This is a genomic window from Micromonospora sp. NPDC047620 (assembly GCF_043205005.1).
In the GTDB taxonomy this organism is placed as follows: Bacteria; Actinomycetota; Actinomycetes; order Mycobacteriales; family Micromonosporaceae; genus Micromonospora.
Map to the genome: position 1 here is coordinate 131,057 of NZ_JBIDDG010000009.1, position 13,950 is coordinate 145,006.

The window sequence follows — 13,950 nt, forward strand, 5'->3', positions numbered from 1 at the left end:
CACGCGACGGCCGGCCGGAGGGAGGGCGGATGGGACTGGCGACGACCGACGACGGGCGGGACGGCTACGTCACCTTCGTCGAGTGCCACCAGCACCGGCTGCTGCGCGCGGCCTACCTGGTCTGCGGCAACCGGCACCAGGCCGAGGACCTGCTCCAGGACGCGCTGCTCAAGCTCGCCCTGCGCTGGCCCACCGTGCGGCACGGCGACCCGGCCGCGTACGTGCGGGCCATCCTCTACCGCGACGCCGTCTCGTGGTGGCGGCGACGCCGACGGGAGTGGCTCGCCGCGTACCCGCCGGAACGGGCGGCGCAGGAGGGCGACGGGGCGCTGCGGCTCGCGCTGCGCGACGCGCTCGACCACCTGCCGCCCCGGCAGCGGGCGGTGCTGGTGCTGCGCTACTTCGAGGACCTCACCGAGGCGGCCACCGCCGAGGCCCTCGGCGTCACCGTCGGCACCGTGAAGAGCCAGTGCCACGCGGCGCTGCGCCGGCTCCGCGAGGTCGCGCCGGAACTGGGCCGCGACGACGGCCTGGCGAGCGGGATGGAGGTGAAGTCGTGAAGGAAGAGGAACTGACCCGACTGCTGACCCTGGCCGCCGAGGACGTCCGGCCGGCACAGCCGGCGACGGCGGGCTGGGAACGGGCCCGCCGGGTCCGCCGTACCCGCCGCGCCGCCGGTGCCGCCGCGCTCGCGGTCGCCCTGCTCGCCGGCGGTACGGCGATCGCACTGCGCCCCGCCGATCCGTCGCCACCGGCCACCAGCGCGACACCGAGCCCGACCCGGCACCCCGCGCCCGTGCAGACGCCGCCGGCCGAGCTGAGCTACCCCGGTGACCCGCTGGGCCGGCTCGGTGACCCGGTCGCCGCGACGCTCTCGGCCCGGCCGGTCCGCCGGGCGCTGGCCCTGCACCAGCCGGTCGACCCGCAGACCGGCGCCGAGGGGCGGATCCGGGTGCTCGGCGACGACGGCATCGTCCGCGACCTCGACGTCGTCACCCCGGCCCGGACCCGCGACGCCGAGGGCAACGAGGCGGTGCCGCTGAAGACCGGCAGCCTCTCCCGGGACGGGCGGACGGCCGCCTTCGCCCAGACCGACGAGGTGATCGTGGTCGACCTGACCACCGCGGCGGTCCGCCGGTTCCCGCTCAAGGGCTACCTGGAGCACGTCCTCTGGTCCGGCGACCGGCTGCTCGTCGGCGACGACGCGACGACGTACGAGGTGGACCCGGGCACGGGCGCCGCCCGGAAGCTGCCGGTGTCGCCCTGGAACGTGGTGACGCCCGACCCGGCCACCCCGGACCTGCGCGACCCGGCTGACCCCGGCCGGAACGACCGGCCGAACGTCCTGCTCGAGCTGACCGGCATGCCGCCGAGCCTGACGCAGATCGAGTGGGGTGGCGGCGGCACGCGCCGGGGCAGCGGCTCGCTCGACTTCCGCGCGCTGCCCCCGGGCAACCTGGTCGAGGAGTTCTACGGGCGCGGCTGGCAGCGCGGCGACCTGGTGGCCCGGGCCGGCTGGATCACCATCGGCAACACGGGCTCGCTGGAGGGGGTCGCGGTGCTGAACGCCCGTACCGGCGTGGTGACCCACCTGCTCAACCTGGGCAGGGACCGGTGGAAGGGCTGCTGCGAGGTGCTCGGCTGGGACCGCGACGGATCGGTGTTGCTCCGCCACAGCCCCGGCGGGCTGCTGCGCTGGCGGCCGGACACCGTCGAGGTCACCGGCGTGACGCGGAACCTGTACGGCGCGGTCTCCCTCGCCACCGGCTGAGCCTGCCAGCTGAGCCTGCCAGCTGACCCCGCCCGGCCCGGCCGACCGTCAGCTCGGCAGGCCGCCGGGCTGGTCGCCCTTCACGACGGGGGCCCGGACCAGGTTGCCCCACTCGGTCCACGAGCCGTCGTAGTTGCGCACCTGCGGGTAGCCCAGCAGGTGCCGCAGCACGAACCAGGTGTGGCTCGACCGCTCGCCGATCCGGCAGTAGGCCACGATGTCGTCGTCCGGGGCGAGCCCGAGCTGGTCGGCGTAGATCGCCCGCAGCTCGTCCGGCGACTTGAACGTGCCGTCGTCGTTCGCGGCGGACTTCCACGGCTTGTTCACCGCGGCCGGGATGTGCCCGCCGCGCAGCGCGCCCTCCTGCGGGTAGTCCGGCATGTGCAGCATCTCGCCGGTGTACTCGCCCGGCGACCGGACGTCGACCAGCGGGCGACCCGCCGCGACGTGCGCCATCACCTGCTCGCGGTACGCCCGCAGCGGCGCGTCGTTGCGCTGCGGCACCGGGTAGTCGGCGCGCGGCCGGGACGGCTTGTCGCGGGTCAGCTCCCGGCCCTCGGCGGCCCACTTCTGCCGCCCGCCGTCAAGCAGCCGCACGTCCGGGTGGCCGAAGAGCGAGAACACCCAGAGGGCGTACGCGGCCCACCAGTTGAAGTTGTCGCCGTAGAAGACGACCGTGTCGTCCCGGCCGATGCCCTTGGCGGCGCACAGCTCGGCGAAACTCCTCGCGTTGAGGTAGTCCCGGGTCACCTGGTCGTTCAGCTCGGTGTGCCAGTCCACCTTGACGGCACCGGGGATGTGACCGGTGTCGTAGAGCAGCACGTCCTCGTCGCACTCGACGACGACGAGGCCCTCGTCGCCCAGGTGATCGGCCAGCCACTGGGTGGTGACGAGCCGCTGCGGGTCCGCGTACGACTGGAGTCGGGGATCGGGATCGCTCGGCACAGACATGATCCCCAAGGTACGCCGGATCGCGGGCCGGCGGCCCGCCATCGGCAACCGGGTCGCCGGAGACGGGTGCGAGCAGCGAATGCGGGGGTGTGGTCAGGCGCGGCGGTGGGCGATCCGGCCGGCAACCACGGTCACCAGGCAGGCGCCGTCGGCGTCGAACACGGCCAGGTCCGCGCGACCGCCCGGCACCAGTGCCGGCGGCACGGCGGCGGGCAGCACCCGCAGGTCGCCCCGGTCCAGGGCGGCCCGCAGCGCGGGATCGGCAACCTGTCGCGCCAGCACCGCGGTCACTCCCCGACGCAGCAGCGCGTGCACCCGCTCGCGCGGGGTGTCGGCGGCTGGCAACGGGGCGTCGTGCAGCAGCCCCGGCCCGAGCGTGCCCGGCCAGCGGCGGATCCGGGCCCCGGCGTACGTCCCGGTCAGCTCGGCCAGCGGCCCGACCGCGACGATCCGGTCGGCCCGGACCGCGACGGCGGCCCCGGCGGTCGGCGGGGCGTCGGGAGCGGTCCGCAGCAGCGGCGCGGTGTGCAGGGTGAGCACGGCTCAGTCCGTGACCGGGCCGAGCGACGGCCGCTTCGCGGTGACCGTGTCGCCGGACGAGCGGCCGGTGAGCCGGCGCTTGATCCACGGCGCCAGGTGCTGCCCGGCCCAGCGCAGGTCGGCGGCCCGGGCGGCCAGCCAGGGCGTCGGCGCCGGGTGCGGCGGCACCAACAGCCACTCCTCGTCGCAGCCCACGCCGAGCGCGGTCAGCACCTGCCCGGCCACCCGCCGGTGCCCGGCCGCCGAGAGGTGCAGCCGGTCGGTGCTCCACAACATCGGGTTCAGGTAGGTGTCGTCGGCGTACAGGTCGACCAGGATCGCGCCGTGCCGCTCCGCCGTCTCGCCGACGGCCCGGTTGAGCAGTTGGACCCGGGGCGCGACGAGCCGCTGACCGGGCAACCGGGCCATCACGTCGGCGAACCGGAAGAGGACCACGTCGGCGCCGCCGGAGCGCAGGTCCCGCACCACGTCGGCGAAGCGGGCCACCAGCGCGTCCGGGTCGAAGGTGCGGCGCAGCACGTCGTTGCCACCGGCGGCGAAGCTGATCAGGTCGGGCTTCATCGCGAGCGCCGCCGGCACCTGCTCGGCCACCACGTTCGGGAAGAGCCGGCCCCGGATGGCCAGGTTCGCGTACCGGAAGTCGGGGCCGGCCTCGGCGGCCAGCCGGGTGGCCACGAGATCCGCCCAGCCCCGGTACGTGCCGTCCGGGTACGCGTCGTCCATGCCCTCGGTGAAGCTGTCTCCCACCGCCACGAAGCTGCGCCAGCGCACTGGTGACCCTCCGAACCTCCGGCGAACCGTAGCGCCGGACAGTCTGTCACCGCTTCCGCCGCGACCGGCCTCGCCTGCCCGACAAACGTGGCGGAGGTCATCGGCGGCGTCAGGAAGGCGGATCCGCCGGCTCGACCAGGGGCCGACGGTAGGGGCCCCAGGCGACGAACCGATCGAACAGGTCGCGTGGTGTCGGGCCGTCGTGCGGGTTCAGCCGGAACAGGTCGTGGCTCGCCTCGTGATAGAGGCCGGAGAGGTAGACGGCGAGGTCCAGGTGCCGGCCGTCGTACTCGACCTTGAGCAGCAGCCGGGCGGAGGCGCAGGGCCACGGCAGGCCACAGGCCCGGCACAGCCACAGTGGGCGGATGGGCAGATGCGGCGGGTGGTCCGGTGGATACGCCCGAGGCCGGTCGGCGTACGGGCCGAGGCGCGGCACGGGAAGCTGGCCGGAGATCACCAGCGCCCCCCGTTGGTACGGCACCGGAACCAGCGGATCGGGTTGGGCATCTCCTCAGTCCTCCTCGATGACGTGTAGGCCGGGGCCGCCCCTGCACCGGGGGGATTCACGGGCGGCCCCGGAACGGACCGGACGGGAGTGGGTCCGCTACGTGACAGTCTGGTGAGGACGTAACTACTCTCGGAAGGTATCGGCGCCGGCCGTGGCGAGGTCAGGTCGGCTGTTCCGTCCGTGCGGCAGGGCCGTGGCGACGCCGGGAAGATCGTGGAGGAAGCGTGGAAGGTGAGCCGACCGCGGAGCTGATCCGGGCACAACTCCGGCGGCTGCGGCTTAACGCCAACCTGAGCCAGGAGGAGTTCGGGAAACTGGTCCACTTCTCCGGTTCCCAGGTGTCCGCCGTCGAGCTGGGGCAGCGGCCGCTGGACCGCTTCTTCCTCAAGCGGGCGGACGAGGTGCTGGGGACCGGTGGCCTGCTGACGTCCCTGCTCAAGCTGGCCGAACGGGACGGCCAGCCCAGTTGGCTACGCCCCTGGCTGGAAGCGGAGCGCAATGCCCAGCAGCTCTGGTGCTACCACCCGACACTCGTTCCCGGCCTGCTCCAGACCGAGAACTACGCCCGCGCGGTGATCCGGGCCGACGACATGCTGAGTGACGACGAGGTGGAGAAGCGGGTGGCGGTCCGGTTGGAGCGGCAGGCCGTTCTCGGCCGGCCACAGCCGCCCAAGCTCGTGGCGGTGATCGAGGAGGCCGTTCTCCGCCGAGCCGACGAGAGCTTCCGGGGGATCATGACGCAGCAGGTCGCCCACCTGGTCCAGTGCGTCGAGCGTCCGCACGTCAGCGTGCACGTCATCCCGGCGGAAGTCAGCACACACGTCGGGCTCGCCGGTCCGTTCACCCTCGCGCGGGGCGACGACGGCGGATGGGTCGGCTACCTGGAGAACCAGCTCGGCGGCACGCCGATCGACAAGGACGAAGACATGGCTATCCTGATCGCCAGATGGGAGAGCGTCCGCAGCGAGGCACTGCCTCGGCGGCAGTCGGCCGAGCTGGTGAAGGAAGTGATCACGTCATGGACCTGACCGGCGCGACCTGGCGCAAGTCCACCCGCAGCGGCAACAGCGAATGCGTCGAGGTGGCCGACAACCTGCCCGGCGTCGTGCTGGTGCGCGACACCAAGGACCGCAGCGGCGGCACGCTCCGCTTCGCCCCCGAGGCGTGGCAGTCGTTCGTCGACTTCACCAGGCGGCGCTGACCGGCGTAGCGCAACCACTCCGCTGCGAATCGGGCACCCCCGGATCGCCGACGTCGATCGCCCCGGTCGGCGTGCGCAGCATGCGGAACGGCTGGCGAGCCGGCCAAATCCGATCGCCCGCCCGGCAGCCCGGTCGTACGCTGCGCCAATGCTGCTACGCATGTCGACCCTGTTGCTCCGGACCCTGCGCGAGGACCCGGCCGACGCGGAGGTGCCGAGCCACCGGCTCCTGCTGCGGGCCGGCTACATCCGTCGCGCCGCACCGGGCGGCTACACCTGGCTGCCGCTGGGCAAGCTGGTGCTGGACCGGGTCACCGAGGTGGTCCGGCAGGAGATGACGGCGATCGGCGACCAGGAGGTGCACTTCCCGGCGCTGCTGCCGGCGGAGCCGTACCGGACGAGCGGCCGGTGGACGGAGTACGGCGACGACATCTTCACCTTCGCCGACCGGCGCGGCGCCGAGCACCTGCTCGCGCCCACCCACGAGGAGCTGGCCGCGCTGCTGGTCAAGGACCTGTTCACCTCGTACCGGGACTTCCCGGTGACGCTCTTCCAGATCCAGACGAAGTTCCGGGACGAGGCCCGGCCCCGGGCCGGCCTGCTGCGCGGGCGCGAGTTCCTGATGAAGGACGCCTACTCGTTCGACCTCGACGACGCGGGGCTGGCGGCGGCGTACGACCGGCACCGGGGCGCGTACCGGCGGATCTTCGACCGACTCGGGCTGGAGCACACGATCGTGCGGGCGACGTCGGGGGCGATGGGCGGTTCGGCGTCGGAGGAGTTCCTGGCGGCGACGCCGGTCGGTGAGGACACCTTCGTCGGCTGCACCGCCTGCGACTACGCCGCGAACACGGAGGCGGTGACCACGCCCGCCCCGCCGGCCGGCGACCCGGACGCGCAGCCGGCGGCCCAGGTGCACGACACCCCCGAGACCCCGACCATCGCCAGCCTGGTCGAGTTGGCCAACGCCCGGCGGCTGGGCGGCCGGGACGACTGGACCGCCGCGGACACCCTGAAGAACGTGGTGCTCCGCCTGCGCCGGCCCGGCGCGGAGGAGGCCGAGCTGCTGGTGGTGGGGCTGCCCGGCGACCGCGAGGTGGACCTGAAGCGGCTCGGCGCGGCGGTCGCGCCGGCCACCGTGGACGTCTTCGACGGTTGGGACGCCCACCCGGACTTGGTCCGCGGCTACATCGGCCCGCAGGTGATGGCGAAGCTCGGCATCCGCTACCTGGTCGACCCGCGGGTGGTGCCGGGCACCGCCTGGCTGACCGGCGCGAACGAGCCGGGCCGGCACGCGACCGGGGTGGTCTGCGGCCGGGACTTCGTGCCGGACGGCACGATCGAGGCGGCCGAGGTGCGGGCCGGCGACCCGTGCCCGGCCTGCAGCACAGGCGAGCTGACCATGCGGCGGGGCATCGAGATCGGGCACATCTTCCAGCTCGGCCGCCGCTACACGGACGCCTTCGCCGTCGACGTGCTCGGCCCGGCCGGCAAGCCGGTCCGGCCGACCATGGGCTGCTACGGCATCGGGGTGTCCCGGGCGGTGGCCGCGATCGCCGAGCAGCACCACGACGAGCGGGGCCTGGTCTGGCCGGCGGCGGTCGCGCCGTGCGACGTACACCTGGTCGCCGCCGGGAAGGGACCGCAGCTGGAGGCGGCGCTGGAGCTCGGCGGACGGCTCGCCGCCGCCGGCCTGCGGGTGCTGGTCGACGACCGGACGCACGTCTCGGCCGGGGTGAAGTTCACCGACGCCGAGCTGGTCGGCGTCCCCCGCGCCGTCGTGGTCGGCCGCCGCCTCGCCGAGGGGTACGTCGAGCTACGCGACCGGGCCTCCAACGAGCGCGTCGAACTGCCGGTCGAGGGGCTGGCGGAGCGACTCGTCGCGGAGGTGCGCCGGGAGCGCGGGGACGGGGTGTAGCGGGCGCGCCACGGGGTACCGCAGTCCGATCGGCCGGATGTTCTCTGGAGGCTCTCATGACCGGTTACCGGGTCAGCGACGTGATGACGAAGCAGGTCATCTACCTGCCCGCCGAGACCACCCTGGACGAGGCGGCCCGGGTGATGAAGGAGGCGGACATCGGCGACGTGGTGGTCACCGACGGTGCCACCCTCGCCGGCATGCTCACCGACCGGGACATCGTGGTGCGGGCGGTGGCCGAACGCAGCGACCCGGCCGCCACCACCATCGGCTCGATCATCACCCGGGAGGTGGTGATGATCGAGCAGCACTCGACCGCGGCCGAGGCGGCGGCCCTGATGCGGGAGCGGGGCATCCGGCGGGTGCTGGTCTGCGACGCAGATCGCAAGCTGGTCGGCATCGTCTCCCTCGGCGACCTCGCGATGCAGCTCGACCCCCAATCGGCGCTGAGCGAGATCAGCGAGCAGGCCCCGACCGTCTGAGGTGTAAGGAAGGGCCCCTTCCTAACGCCTCCGGTAGAGGAAGGGGCCCTTCCTAACGGCGGTAGCCTCGAAGGCATGTCTTCCATGCCGGCCCGGCTGTCCGAGATCGTCGACGAGTTCGCCGCCGCGCCCCGCGACGTGGTGCTGGAGATGCTGCTGGAGTACGCCGACGTCGTCCCGCCGCTGCCCGCCGGCTCCACCGACCGGGAGGGCATGGAGCAGGTGCCCGAGTGCCAGACGGCGTTCTTCCTGCGCGCCCGGGTGACGCCGGAGAAGACGGTGGAGACCCTCTTCGACTGCCCGCCCGAGGCGCCCACCACGCGGGCGTTCGCCGGCATCCTCGCCGAGGGGCTGGCCGGGGCGAGCCCGGACGAGGTGCTCGCCGTCCCCGACGACCTCTACCAGCGGATGGGGCTGGCGCAGGCGATCAGCCCGCTGCGGGTGCGCGGCGGCACGGCGATCCTGGCCCGGCTGAAGCGGCAGGTCCGGGAACAGATCGGCTGACCTGGGGGTTGTCAACCGGCATGGAGATCGAGATCTACGCCGACGTGGTCTGCCCCTGGTGCTACATCGGCAAGCGTCGGCTGGAGCAGGCCCTGGAGTCGTACGACGGCGAGGTGACCGTCCGCTACCGGCCGTACCAGCTCGACCCGTCGCCGGTGCCCGAGCCGCGCCCGCTGGTCGAGGCGATGGCCGCCAAGTTCGGCGGGCAGGACCGCGCCCGGCAGATGTTCGGGCACGTCACCGAGGTGGCCGCGGGCGCCGGACTGAAGCTCGACTTCGACCGCGCGGTCGCGGCGAACACCTTCGACGCGCACCGGCTGGTCTCCTGGGCCACCGACCGTGGCCGTGCCGCCGAGACGGTCGACGCGCTCTACCGCGCCCACTTCACCGACGGGGTCGACGTCGGCTCCCGGGACGCGCTCGCCGCACTCGCGGGCGAGGTCGGCCTGGACGCGGCGGAGGCGCGCCGCTTCCTCGACTCCGACGAGCGGGTGGCCGACGTCTCCGCCGAGCTGGCCGCCGCCCGCCAGATCGGGGTGACCAGCGTGCCGACCTTCGTCCTGGCCGGCAAGTACGCGGTCACCGGCGCCCAGGAACCGGAGACGCTGCTCGCCGCGCTGGCCGAGGTGGAGCGCCGCGAGTCCGCCGGCTGAACCGACCCACCCGACCGGCGCCGATGTTTCACGTGCAACGGTATCGACGCCGGGCAATGACTAGGCCGGTCGGGCCAGGTCCTCCACCACGCGGGCGCCGGGCAGCACGCCGAGCGCCGGCCCCGGCAGCGCGATCTTGCTGTGCCGTACGCCGGACCCGATGATCACGTGCGGCGTGGCGATCACCCGGGAGTCGACCAGGATCGGCCACTGCTCCGGCAGGCCGATCGGGGTGATGCCGCCGTACTCCATGCCGGTCAGCTCCACCGCGTCGGCCATCGGCGCGAAACTCGCCTTGCGGACGTCGAGCGCCCGGCGGGCCACCCCGTTCACGTCGGCGCGGGTGGTGGCGAGCACGACGCAGGCCGCGTAGCGGACGACCCCCTCGCGCTTGCCGGCCACCACCACGCAGTTGGCCGACACGTCCAACCCCACCTCGTACGCGGCACAGAAGGCGGCGGTGTCGGCCAGCTCGGCGTCGATCGGCGCCACCAGCACGTCGTCGACGTCCACCGGAGCGTCGACGGGCCACTGCCCGATGGCGGCGGCGACCGGCGGGGCGAGCAGGTCGAGCCGGGTGCGGGCGGGTTCGGTCTTCAGCGTCCCCATCACGCCTGTGATCCTCGCACCGCTCCGCCCGCCCCGCCCACCGGAGCCCAGCCCGTCCCGGGGACCGGTCACCCGGCCGGGGACTGCCCGCCCGGCGAGCGGTCACCGGGCGGTCGGACGTCGGTCAACTGCCGGTGAGGAAACCGTTCTCGCGGAGCAGCGTCCGGTCCCGCGCGGCGGCCAACTCCTCCGCCCGCTCGGCCTGGATCCGGCGCACCTCCATCTCCTCCAGGGCGTGGCGGATGGCGAGTCGGATGACGCCGTACAGGAAGACGAACCCGGCGACGTAGAGGATGACGGTGGCGACCATGGCGAACATGGCGTCACGGTAGGCCGGACGTGAACGCGCGGGCCGTTCATCTTGCGCCGGTTCCCCCGTACGTGTCGGCAAGGTGGTCGGCCCAGGTCCGGGCACCCGTCGGGGTCGCCTCGGTGACCAGGCCGCCGGAGCGCAGGGCGCGGCCGACCTTCCCCGGGATCCGCACCGGCAGCAGCGGGCGGCGGGACCGCCGGGCGGCGTTCCAGGCCCGGACCGCCTCGTCGAAGCGGATCACCTCCGGCCCGCCGTACTCCTCGACGCCGTGCAGCGGACCGGCCGTGAGCCGCTGGACCAGCCGGCCCGCGACCTCGCCGGGGTCGACCGGCTGGGCGAGCACCGCCGGGTCGCCGATCACCGGGCCGAGCCGGCTCGCGCCGCGCAGCATGCCGTCGAGGAACTCGGGGAACTGGGTGGCCCGCAGCACCGTCCAGGGCACCGGCCCGGCCGCCACGACCCGCTCGGCGGCGAGTTTGTGCCGGTAGTAGGGGATCGGGACCCGGTCCACCCCGACGATCGAGACGTAGCCGAGGTGCCGTACGCCCGCCCGACCGGCGGCGACGACCAGCCGGCGGGTGCCGAGCACGTCGACCCGGTGGGTCTGCCGCCCCCGGTTCGGCGACGAGGCCAGGTGCAGCACGGCGTCCACGCCGGCCACCGCCTCGGGCAGCCCTTCCCCGGTGGCCAGGTCGACCACCACCCACTCCGCCGACGGATCGGTACGCGGCCGCCGGCTCGTCGCCCGCACGCTCCAGCCCTCGTCGCGCAGCCGCGGCAGCACCACCCGCCCGAGCCGACCGCCCGCCCCGGTAACCAGCACCCGCATGGTTTCCCCCTTCTCCGGCGTCCCGCGCCCGCCGCGCGGCCACGGTGCTGACGGCGCCGCCCCGACGGGCGTGACCGGCTGTGCGCCGGCCCACCCGAGCAGATCGGCCACCGGCATGGCGTGACCGGCCGCGCCCCGCTCACCGGAGCAGGTCGGCCGCCGTCAGCAGCACGAAGAACCCGATCACGATCTCGCTGACCACCCAGGAATGCTGCCGGGCCCAGTCCCGGATCCGGGGCAGCACCGTCGCGGCCCGGTACCCGAGCAGCAGCAGCGCCAGCAGGGGCAGGGCCAGCAACGCGAGGGTGAGCAGGACGAACGGCAGCAGGTGCCACCAGGGCAGGTCGTGCCGGGCGGCGCTCGCCCCCACGGTGACCATCGTGAGGTCGTCCGACGGCATGGCCAGGAAGAGCAGCACGCCGAGCCGCAGCGCGTAGCCGGGGCCGGCCCGCTGGAGCCCGCCCATCCACCTCGGCGTGCCCGCGGTGTGCCGGCGCAGGAAGACCACCACCGCCAGGACGACCAGCAGCGCCAGCACCACCACGTCGATCCGGCTCTCGACCGCGCGACGCCCGCCCCCACCGGCCCCGACGTTGACCTTCACGGCCCGGGTGACCAGCCAGCTCGCCGTCACCCCGGCCGAGACCACGAGCCCCGCGCCGGCCAGGTAGCCCAGCGAGGCGGCACGCGGCCGGTCGGCCGAGGCGAGGAAGACCGCTGCGACCAGCTGGGTCCCGGCGACCATCACCACGGCCATCGGCAGGATGGTCAGGAAGTTCATCGCCCGCCCATCCTCCCGGTCGCGCCGTCCGTCCCGGGTCGATTCGCCACATCCCCGGTGCCGGCCGGGGGCGGACGGCGGCAAGCCCGGAGCCGGCGCATTCCACCACGCGTCCGGCCGGACGCGGGCCCGGCCGGACGCGCGGCCAGCAGGACGCGCGGTCAGCAGGACGCGCGGTCAGCAGGACGCGCGGTCAGCAGGACGCGCGGTCAGCAGGACGTGCGAACTCCGGACGTCCCGGGCACGACCCGGCCCGCGAGCAGGACGCCCACCAGGGCCAGCCCGCTCGCCACCGCGAGCGTGCCGGCGTAGCTGCCCGGTCCCGGGGCCGCGCCGGCGGCGAGCACCGCGCCGGTGAGCGCCAGCACGGTCGCCGCGAAGAGCGAGTCGCCCAGTTGCAGGGACGAGCTGTTGCGGCCCTGCTCGCCAGGGGCGGACAGCTCCAGGGTGAGCACCGACAGCGAGGGGTAGAGCAGCCCCATGCCGAGCCCCGCGCCGGCCCAGCCGAGCACCCCGACCCACACCGGCACCGCCGGCGCGACGGCGATCGTCACCACGGCGATGCCGGCCGTGATGCAGGCCAGCCCCGCTCTCGGCAGGGTGGCCCGGGAGCGCGGCGCGTGCATCCGCCCCTGCGCCCAGGAGCCCACCGACCAGGCGAGCGCGCCGGTGGTGAGGACCAGGCCGGCCGCCGTCGGCGACAACCCACGCTCCCGGGCGAGCATCAGCGGGATCACCACCTCGGCGCCGACGAACGCCGCCGAGGCCAGCCCACGCAGCCCGATCACGGTCGGCAGGCCCCGGCCGGCCCGCAGGAACCCGGCCGGCAGCAGCCGCGGCGCGCAGACCAGCAGGCCGACCAGCGCCAGTGCCACCAGGCCGGCGGCGGTGGCGCCGCGCTGCTGGCCCCCGACGTGCAGCAGTGCGGCGCTCACCCCCGCCCCGCAGGCCCAGCCGATCCGGGCCGCCGCGCCGGCCGGCGGTCCCGTCGTCGTCGTGGCCGCGCCGATCGCGCGCAGCCCGGGGTGGATCAGCAGCACCGCCGGCACCGCCACCACCGGCACCGCCAGGAAGACCCACCGCCAGCCGAGGTGCTCCACGATCAGGCCGGCCAGCGCCGGCCCGACCAGCGACGGTACGACCCACGCGGCGGCGAACGCCGCGAAGATCCGCCGGTGCAGCGCCTCCGGGTACGCCTGCCCGACGATGACGTAGAGCGCCACCGAGAGCAGGCCGGAACCGAACCCCTGCACGATCCGGCCGGCCACCAGTGCGCCCATGGCCGTGGCACTGCCGGCGACGACCAGTCCCACCACGAACCAGACGAGCCCGTGCCACATCGGCGCCCTGGGGCCCCGGGCGTCGCACCAGATGCCGGAGGCCACCATCGCGAGCACGCCGGCCGCGAACGGGCCGCCGAAGGCGATCCCGTAGAGGGCCAACCCGTCGAGGCTGCGGGCGACGGTCGGCATCGCGGTGCCCACCGCGAGCGCCTCGAACGCGAGCAGCGAGACCAGCGCGACGCTGCCGACCGTCATCGCGCGCAGCCGGGGCGCGAAGAGGCCGGCCGCGGGCGGAACCGGGACGGTCGGCGCCGCCGTGGCGGTCACCGCCGGCCCGCCGGACGGGGCAGCCGGTGGCGGGCGCGGACCCGGGGGCCCGCCGGGCCCACCGCCTCGGAGCGGAGCAGTTCGATCAACATGGGGTCAGCCTCCGACCTCAACCCGCATTGAGGTCAAGGGTGACCCGCCTCTCTCAGGCCGCCTCCAGCGCCTCCCCGAGCCCCTTCGCCAGCCCGGACAGGTGCTGGTCGGCCAGCAGGTGGCCGGCGGTGATCACCAGCGCCAGCGGCCACTCGATGACCTGGAGCGCGGCGAGCACCCCGAGGCCCGCGTAGTAGGCGAGCTTGTCCGGCGGCGGGACGGCGACCTCCCCCAGCCCCGGGATCTCCACCCGCCGGGTGAACGCCCGGATCGTCTCGTGCGCCCCGCTGAGCGGTCGCGTCAGTGTGCTCATCCGGCCTCCCCGATGACGGTGACAGTGGATCCGGGATTCCACCGGCGCGGCCGTCCATGCACCGCCGACGGGGGGAGAAACTTCCCCTGCTCGGAGGGCATAA

General features: G+C 74.5%; 18 protein-coding genes. 8 read left to right on the plus strand and 10 right to left on the minus strand.

Annotation, left to right across the window (positions count from 1 at the left end):
* Positions 1–29: 29 nt before the first annotated feature.
* Both ACGF5C_RS13215 and ACGF5C_RS13220 read left to right on the plus strand, forming a co-directional pair.
* Positions 30–560 carry a SigE family RNA polymerase sigma factor gene (locus ACGF5C_RS13215; protein ID WP_393300747.1) on the plus strand — a complete coding sequence of 177 codons (531 nt, stop codon included), beginning with the start codon at positions 30–32 and terminating at the stop codon, positions 558–560.
* Positions 557–1,771, plus strand: a complete 1,215-nt coding sequence (locus ACGF5C_RS13220) for a hypothetical protein (RefSeq protein WP_393300750.1) — start codon at positions 557–559, stop codon at positions 1,769–1,771. Before ACGF5C_RS13215 ends, ACGF5C_RS13220 begins: the two co-directional genes overlap by 4 nt.
* A gap of 48 nt (positions 1,772–1,819) precedes the next feature.
* Here ACGF5C_RS13220 and ACGF5C_RS13225 read toward each other — a convergent pair whose 3' ends face one another.
* The 4 genes from ACGF5C_RS13225 to ACGF5C_RS13240 form a co-directional block, all read right to left on the minus strand.
* Positions 1,820–2,722, minus strand: coding sequence for a sulfurtransferase (locus ACGF5C_RS13225; RefSeq protein WP_393300753.1), 903 nt, complete (start codon positions 2,720–2,722; stop codon positions 1,820–1,822).
* A 93-nt stretch (positions 2,723–2,815) separates the two neighbouring features.
* Entirely contained in the window at positions 2,816–3,262 is a 447-nt protein-coding gene (locus ACGF5C_RS13230) for a hypothetical protein (RefSeq protein ID WP_393300756.1), read from the minus strand.
* A 3-nt stretch (positions 3,263–3,265) separates the two neighbouring features.
* The gene (locus tag ACGF5C_RS13235) at positions 3,266–4,033 is read right to left on the minus strand and encodes an SGNH/GDSL hydrolase family protein (RefSeq protein ID WP_393300759.1); all 768 of its coding nucleotides are present in this window, start codon (positions 4,031–4,033) and stop codon (positions 3,266–3,268) included.
* Positions 4,034–4,142: 109 nt separating this feature from the next.
* Positions 4,143–4,514, minus strand: a complete 372-nt coding sequence (locus ACGF5C_RS13240; RefSeq protein WP_393300762.1) for a hypothetical protein — start codon at positions 4,512–4,514, stop codon at positions 4,143–4,145.
* 251 nt (positions 4,515–4,765) lie between these two features.
* Between ACGF5C_RS13240 and ACGF5C_RS13245 the strand changes: the two genes are divergently transcribed.
* From ACGF5C_RS13245 to ACGF5C_RS13270, 6 genes are all read left to right on the plus strand, one after another.
* Positions 4,766–5,569 (plus strand): helix-turn-helix transcriptional regulator, encoded by an 804-nt coding sequence (locus ACGF5C_RS13245; protein WP_393300764.1) that lies wholly within the window; start codon positions 4,766–4,768, stop codon positions 5,567–5,569.
* The gene (locus tag ACGF5C_RS13250) at positions 5,560–5,742 is read left to right on the plus strand and encodes a DUF397 domain-containing protein (RefSeq protein ID WP_393300767.1); all 183 of its coding nucleotides are present in this window, start codon (positions 5,560–5,562) and stop codon (positions 5,740–5,742) included. Before ACGF5C_RS13245 ends, ACGF5C_RS13250 begins: the two co-directional genes overlap by 10 nt.
* 148 nt (positions 5,743–5,890) lie before the next feature.
* A complete protein-coding gene (locus ACGF5C_RS13255; protein WP_393300770.1) occupies positions 5,891–7,660 on the plus strand; it encodes a proline--tRNA ligase in 1,770 nt (589 codons plus the stop codon).
* 56 nt (positions 7,661–7,716) lie between these two features.
* Positions 7,717–8,142: a CBS domain-containing protein gene (locus ACGF5C_RS13260; RefSeq protein WP_350702398.1), complete on the plus strand. Its 426-nt coding sequence runs from the start codon at positions 7,717–7,719 to the stop codon at positions 8,140–8,142.
* A gap of 75 nt (positions 8,143–8,217) precedes the next feature.
* Positions 8,218–8,646: a SufE family protein gene (locus tag ACGF5C_RS13265; RefSeq protein WP_393300773.1), complete on the plus strand. Its 429-nt coding sequence runs from the start codon at positions 8,218–8,220 to the stop codon at positions 8,644–8,646.
* Positions 8,647–8,666: 20 nt separating this feature from the next.
* Positions 8,667–9,299, plus strand: coding sequence for a DsbA family protein (locus ACGF5C_RS13270; RefSeq protein ID WP_393300776.1), 633 nt, complete (start codon positions 8,667–8,669; stop codon positions 9,297–9,299).
* Positions 9,300–9,359: 60 nt separating this feature from the next.
* Here ACGF5C_RS13270 and ACGF5C_RS13275 read toward each other — a convergent pair whose 3' ends face one another.
* The 6 genes from ACGF5C_RS13275 to ACGF5C_RS13300 form a co-directional block, all read right to left on the minus strand.
* Entirely contained in the window at positions 9,360–9,908 is a 549-nt protein-coding gene (locus ACGF5C_RS13275; RefSeq protein WP_393300779.1) for a YbaK/EbsC family protein, read from the minus strand.
* A gap of 124 nt (positions 9,909–10,032) precedes the next feature.
* Positions 10,033–10,227, minus strand: coding sequence for a hypothetical protein (locus ACGF5C_RS13280; RefSeq protein WP_350702403.1), 195 nt, complete (start codon positions 10,225–10,227; stop codon positions 10,033–10,035).
* Between the two features lie 37 nt (positions 10,228–10,264).
* Positions 10,265–11,050 (minus strand): SDR family oxidoreductase, encoded by a 786-nt coding sequence (locus ACGF5C_RS13285; protein ID WP_393300782.1) that lies wholly within the window; start codon positions 11,048–11,050, stop codon positions 10,265–10,267.
* Between the two features lie 139 nt (positions 11,051–11,189).
* Positions 11,190–11,831, minus strand: a complete 642-nt coding sequence (locus ACGF5C_RS13290; protein ID WP_393300785.1) for a GAP family protein — start codon at positions 11,829–11,831, stop codon at positions 11,190–11,192.
* A gap of 209 nt (positions 11,832–12,040) precedes the next feature.
* On the minus strand, positions 12,041–13,441 hold the full coding sequence (locus ACGF5C_RS13295; RefSeq protein WP_393300787.1) for an MFS transporter: 1,401 nt from the start codon (positions 13,439–13,441) through the stop codon (positions 12,041–12,043).
* 145 nt (positions 13,442–13,586) lie between these two features.
* Positions 13,587–13,847: a hypothetical protein gene (locus ACGF5C_RS13300; RefSeq protein ID WP_357450175.1), complete on the minus strand. Its 261-nt coding sequence runs from the start codon at positions 13,845–13,847 to the stop codon at positions 13,587–13,589.
* Positions 13,848–13,950: the final 103 nt, after the last annotated feature.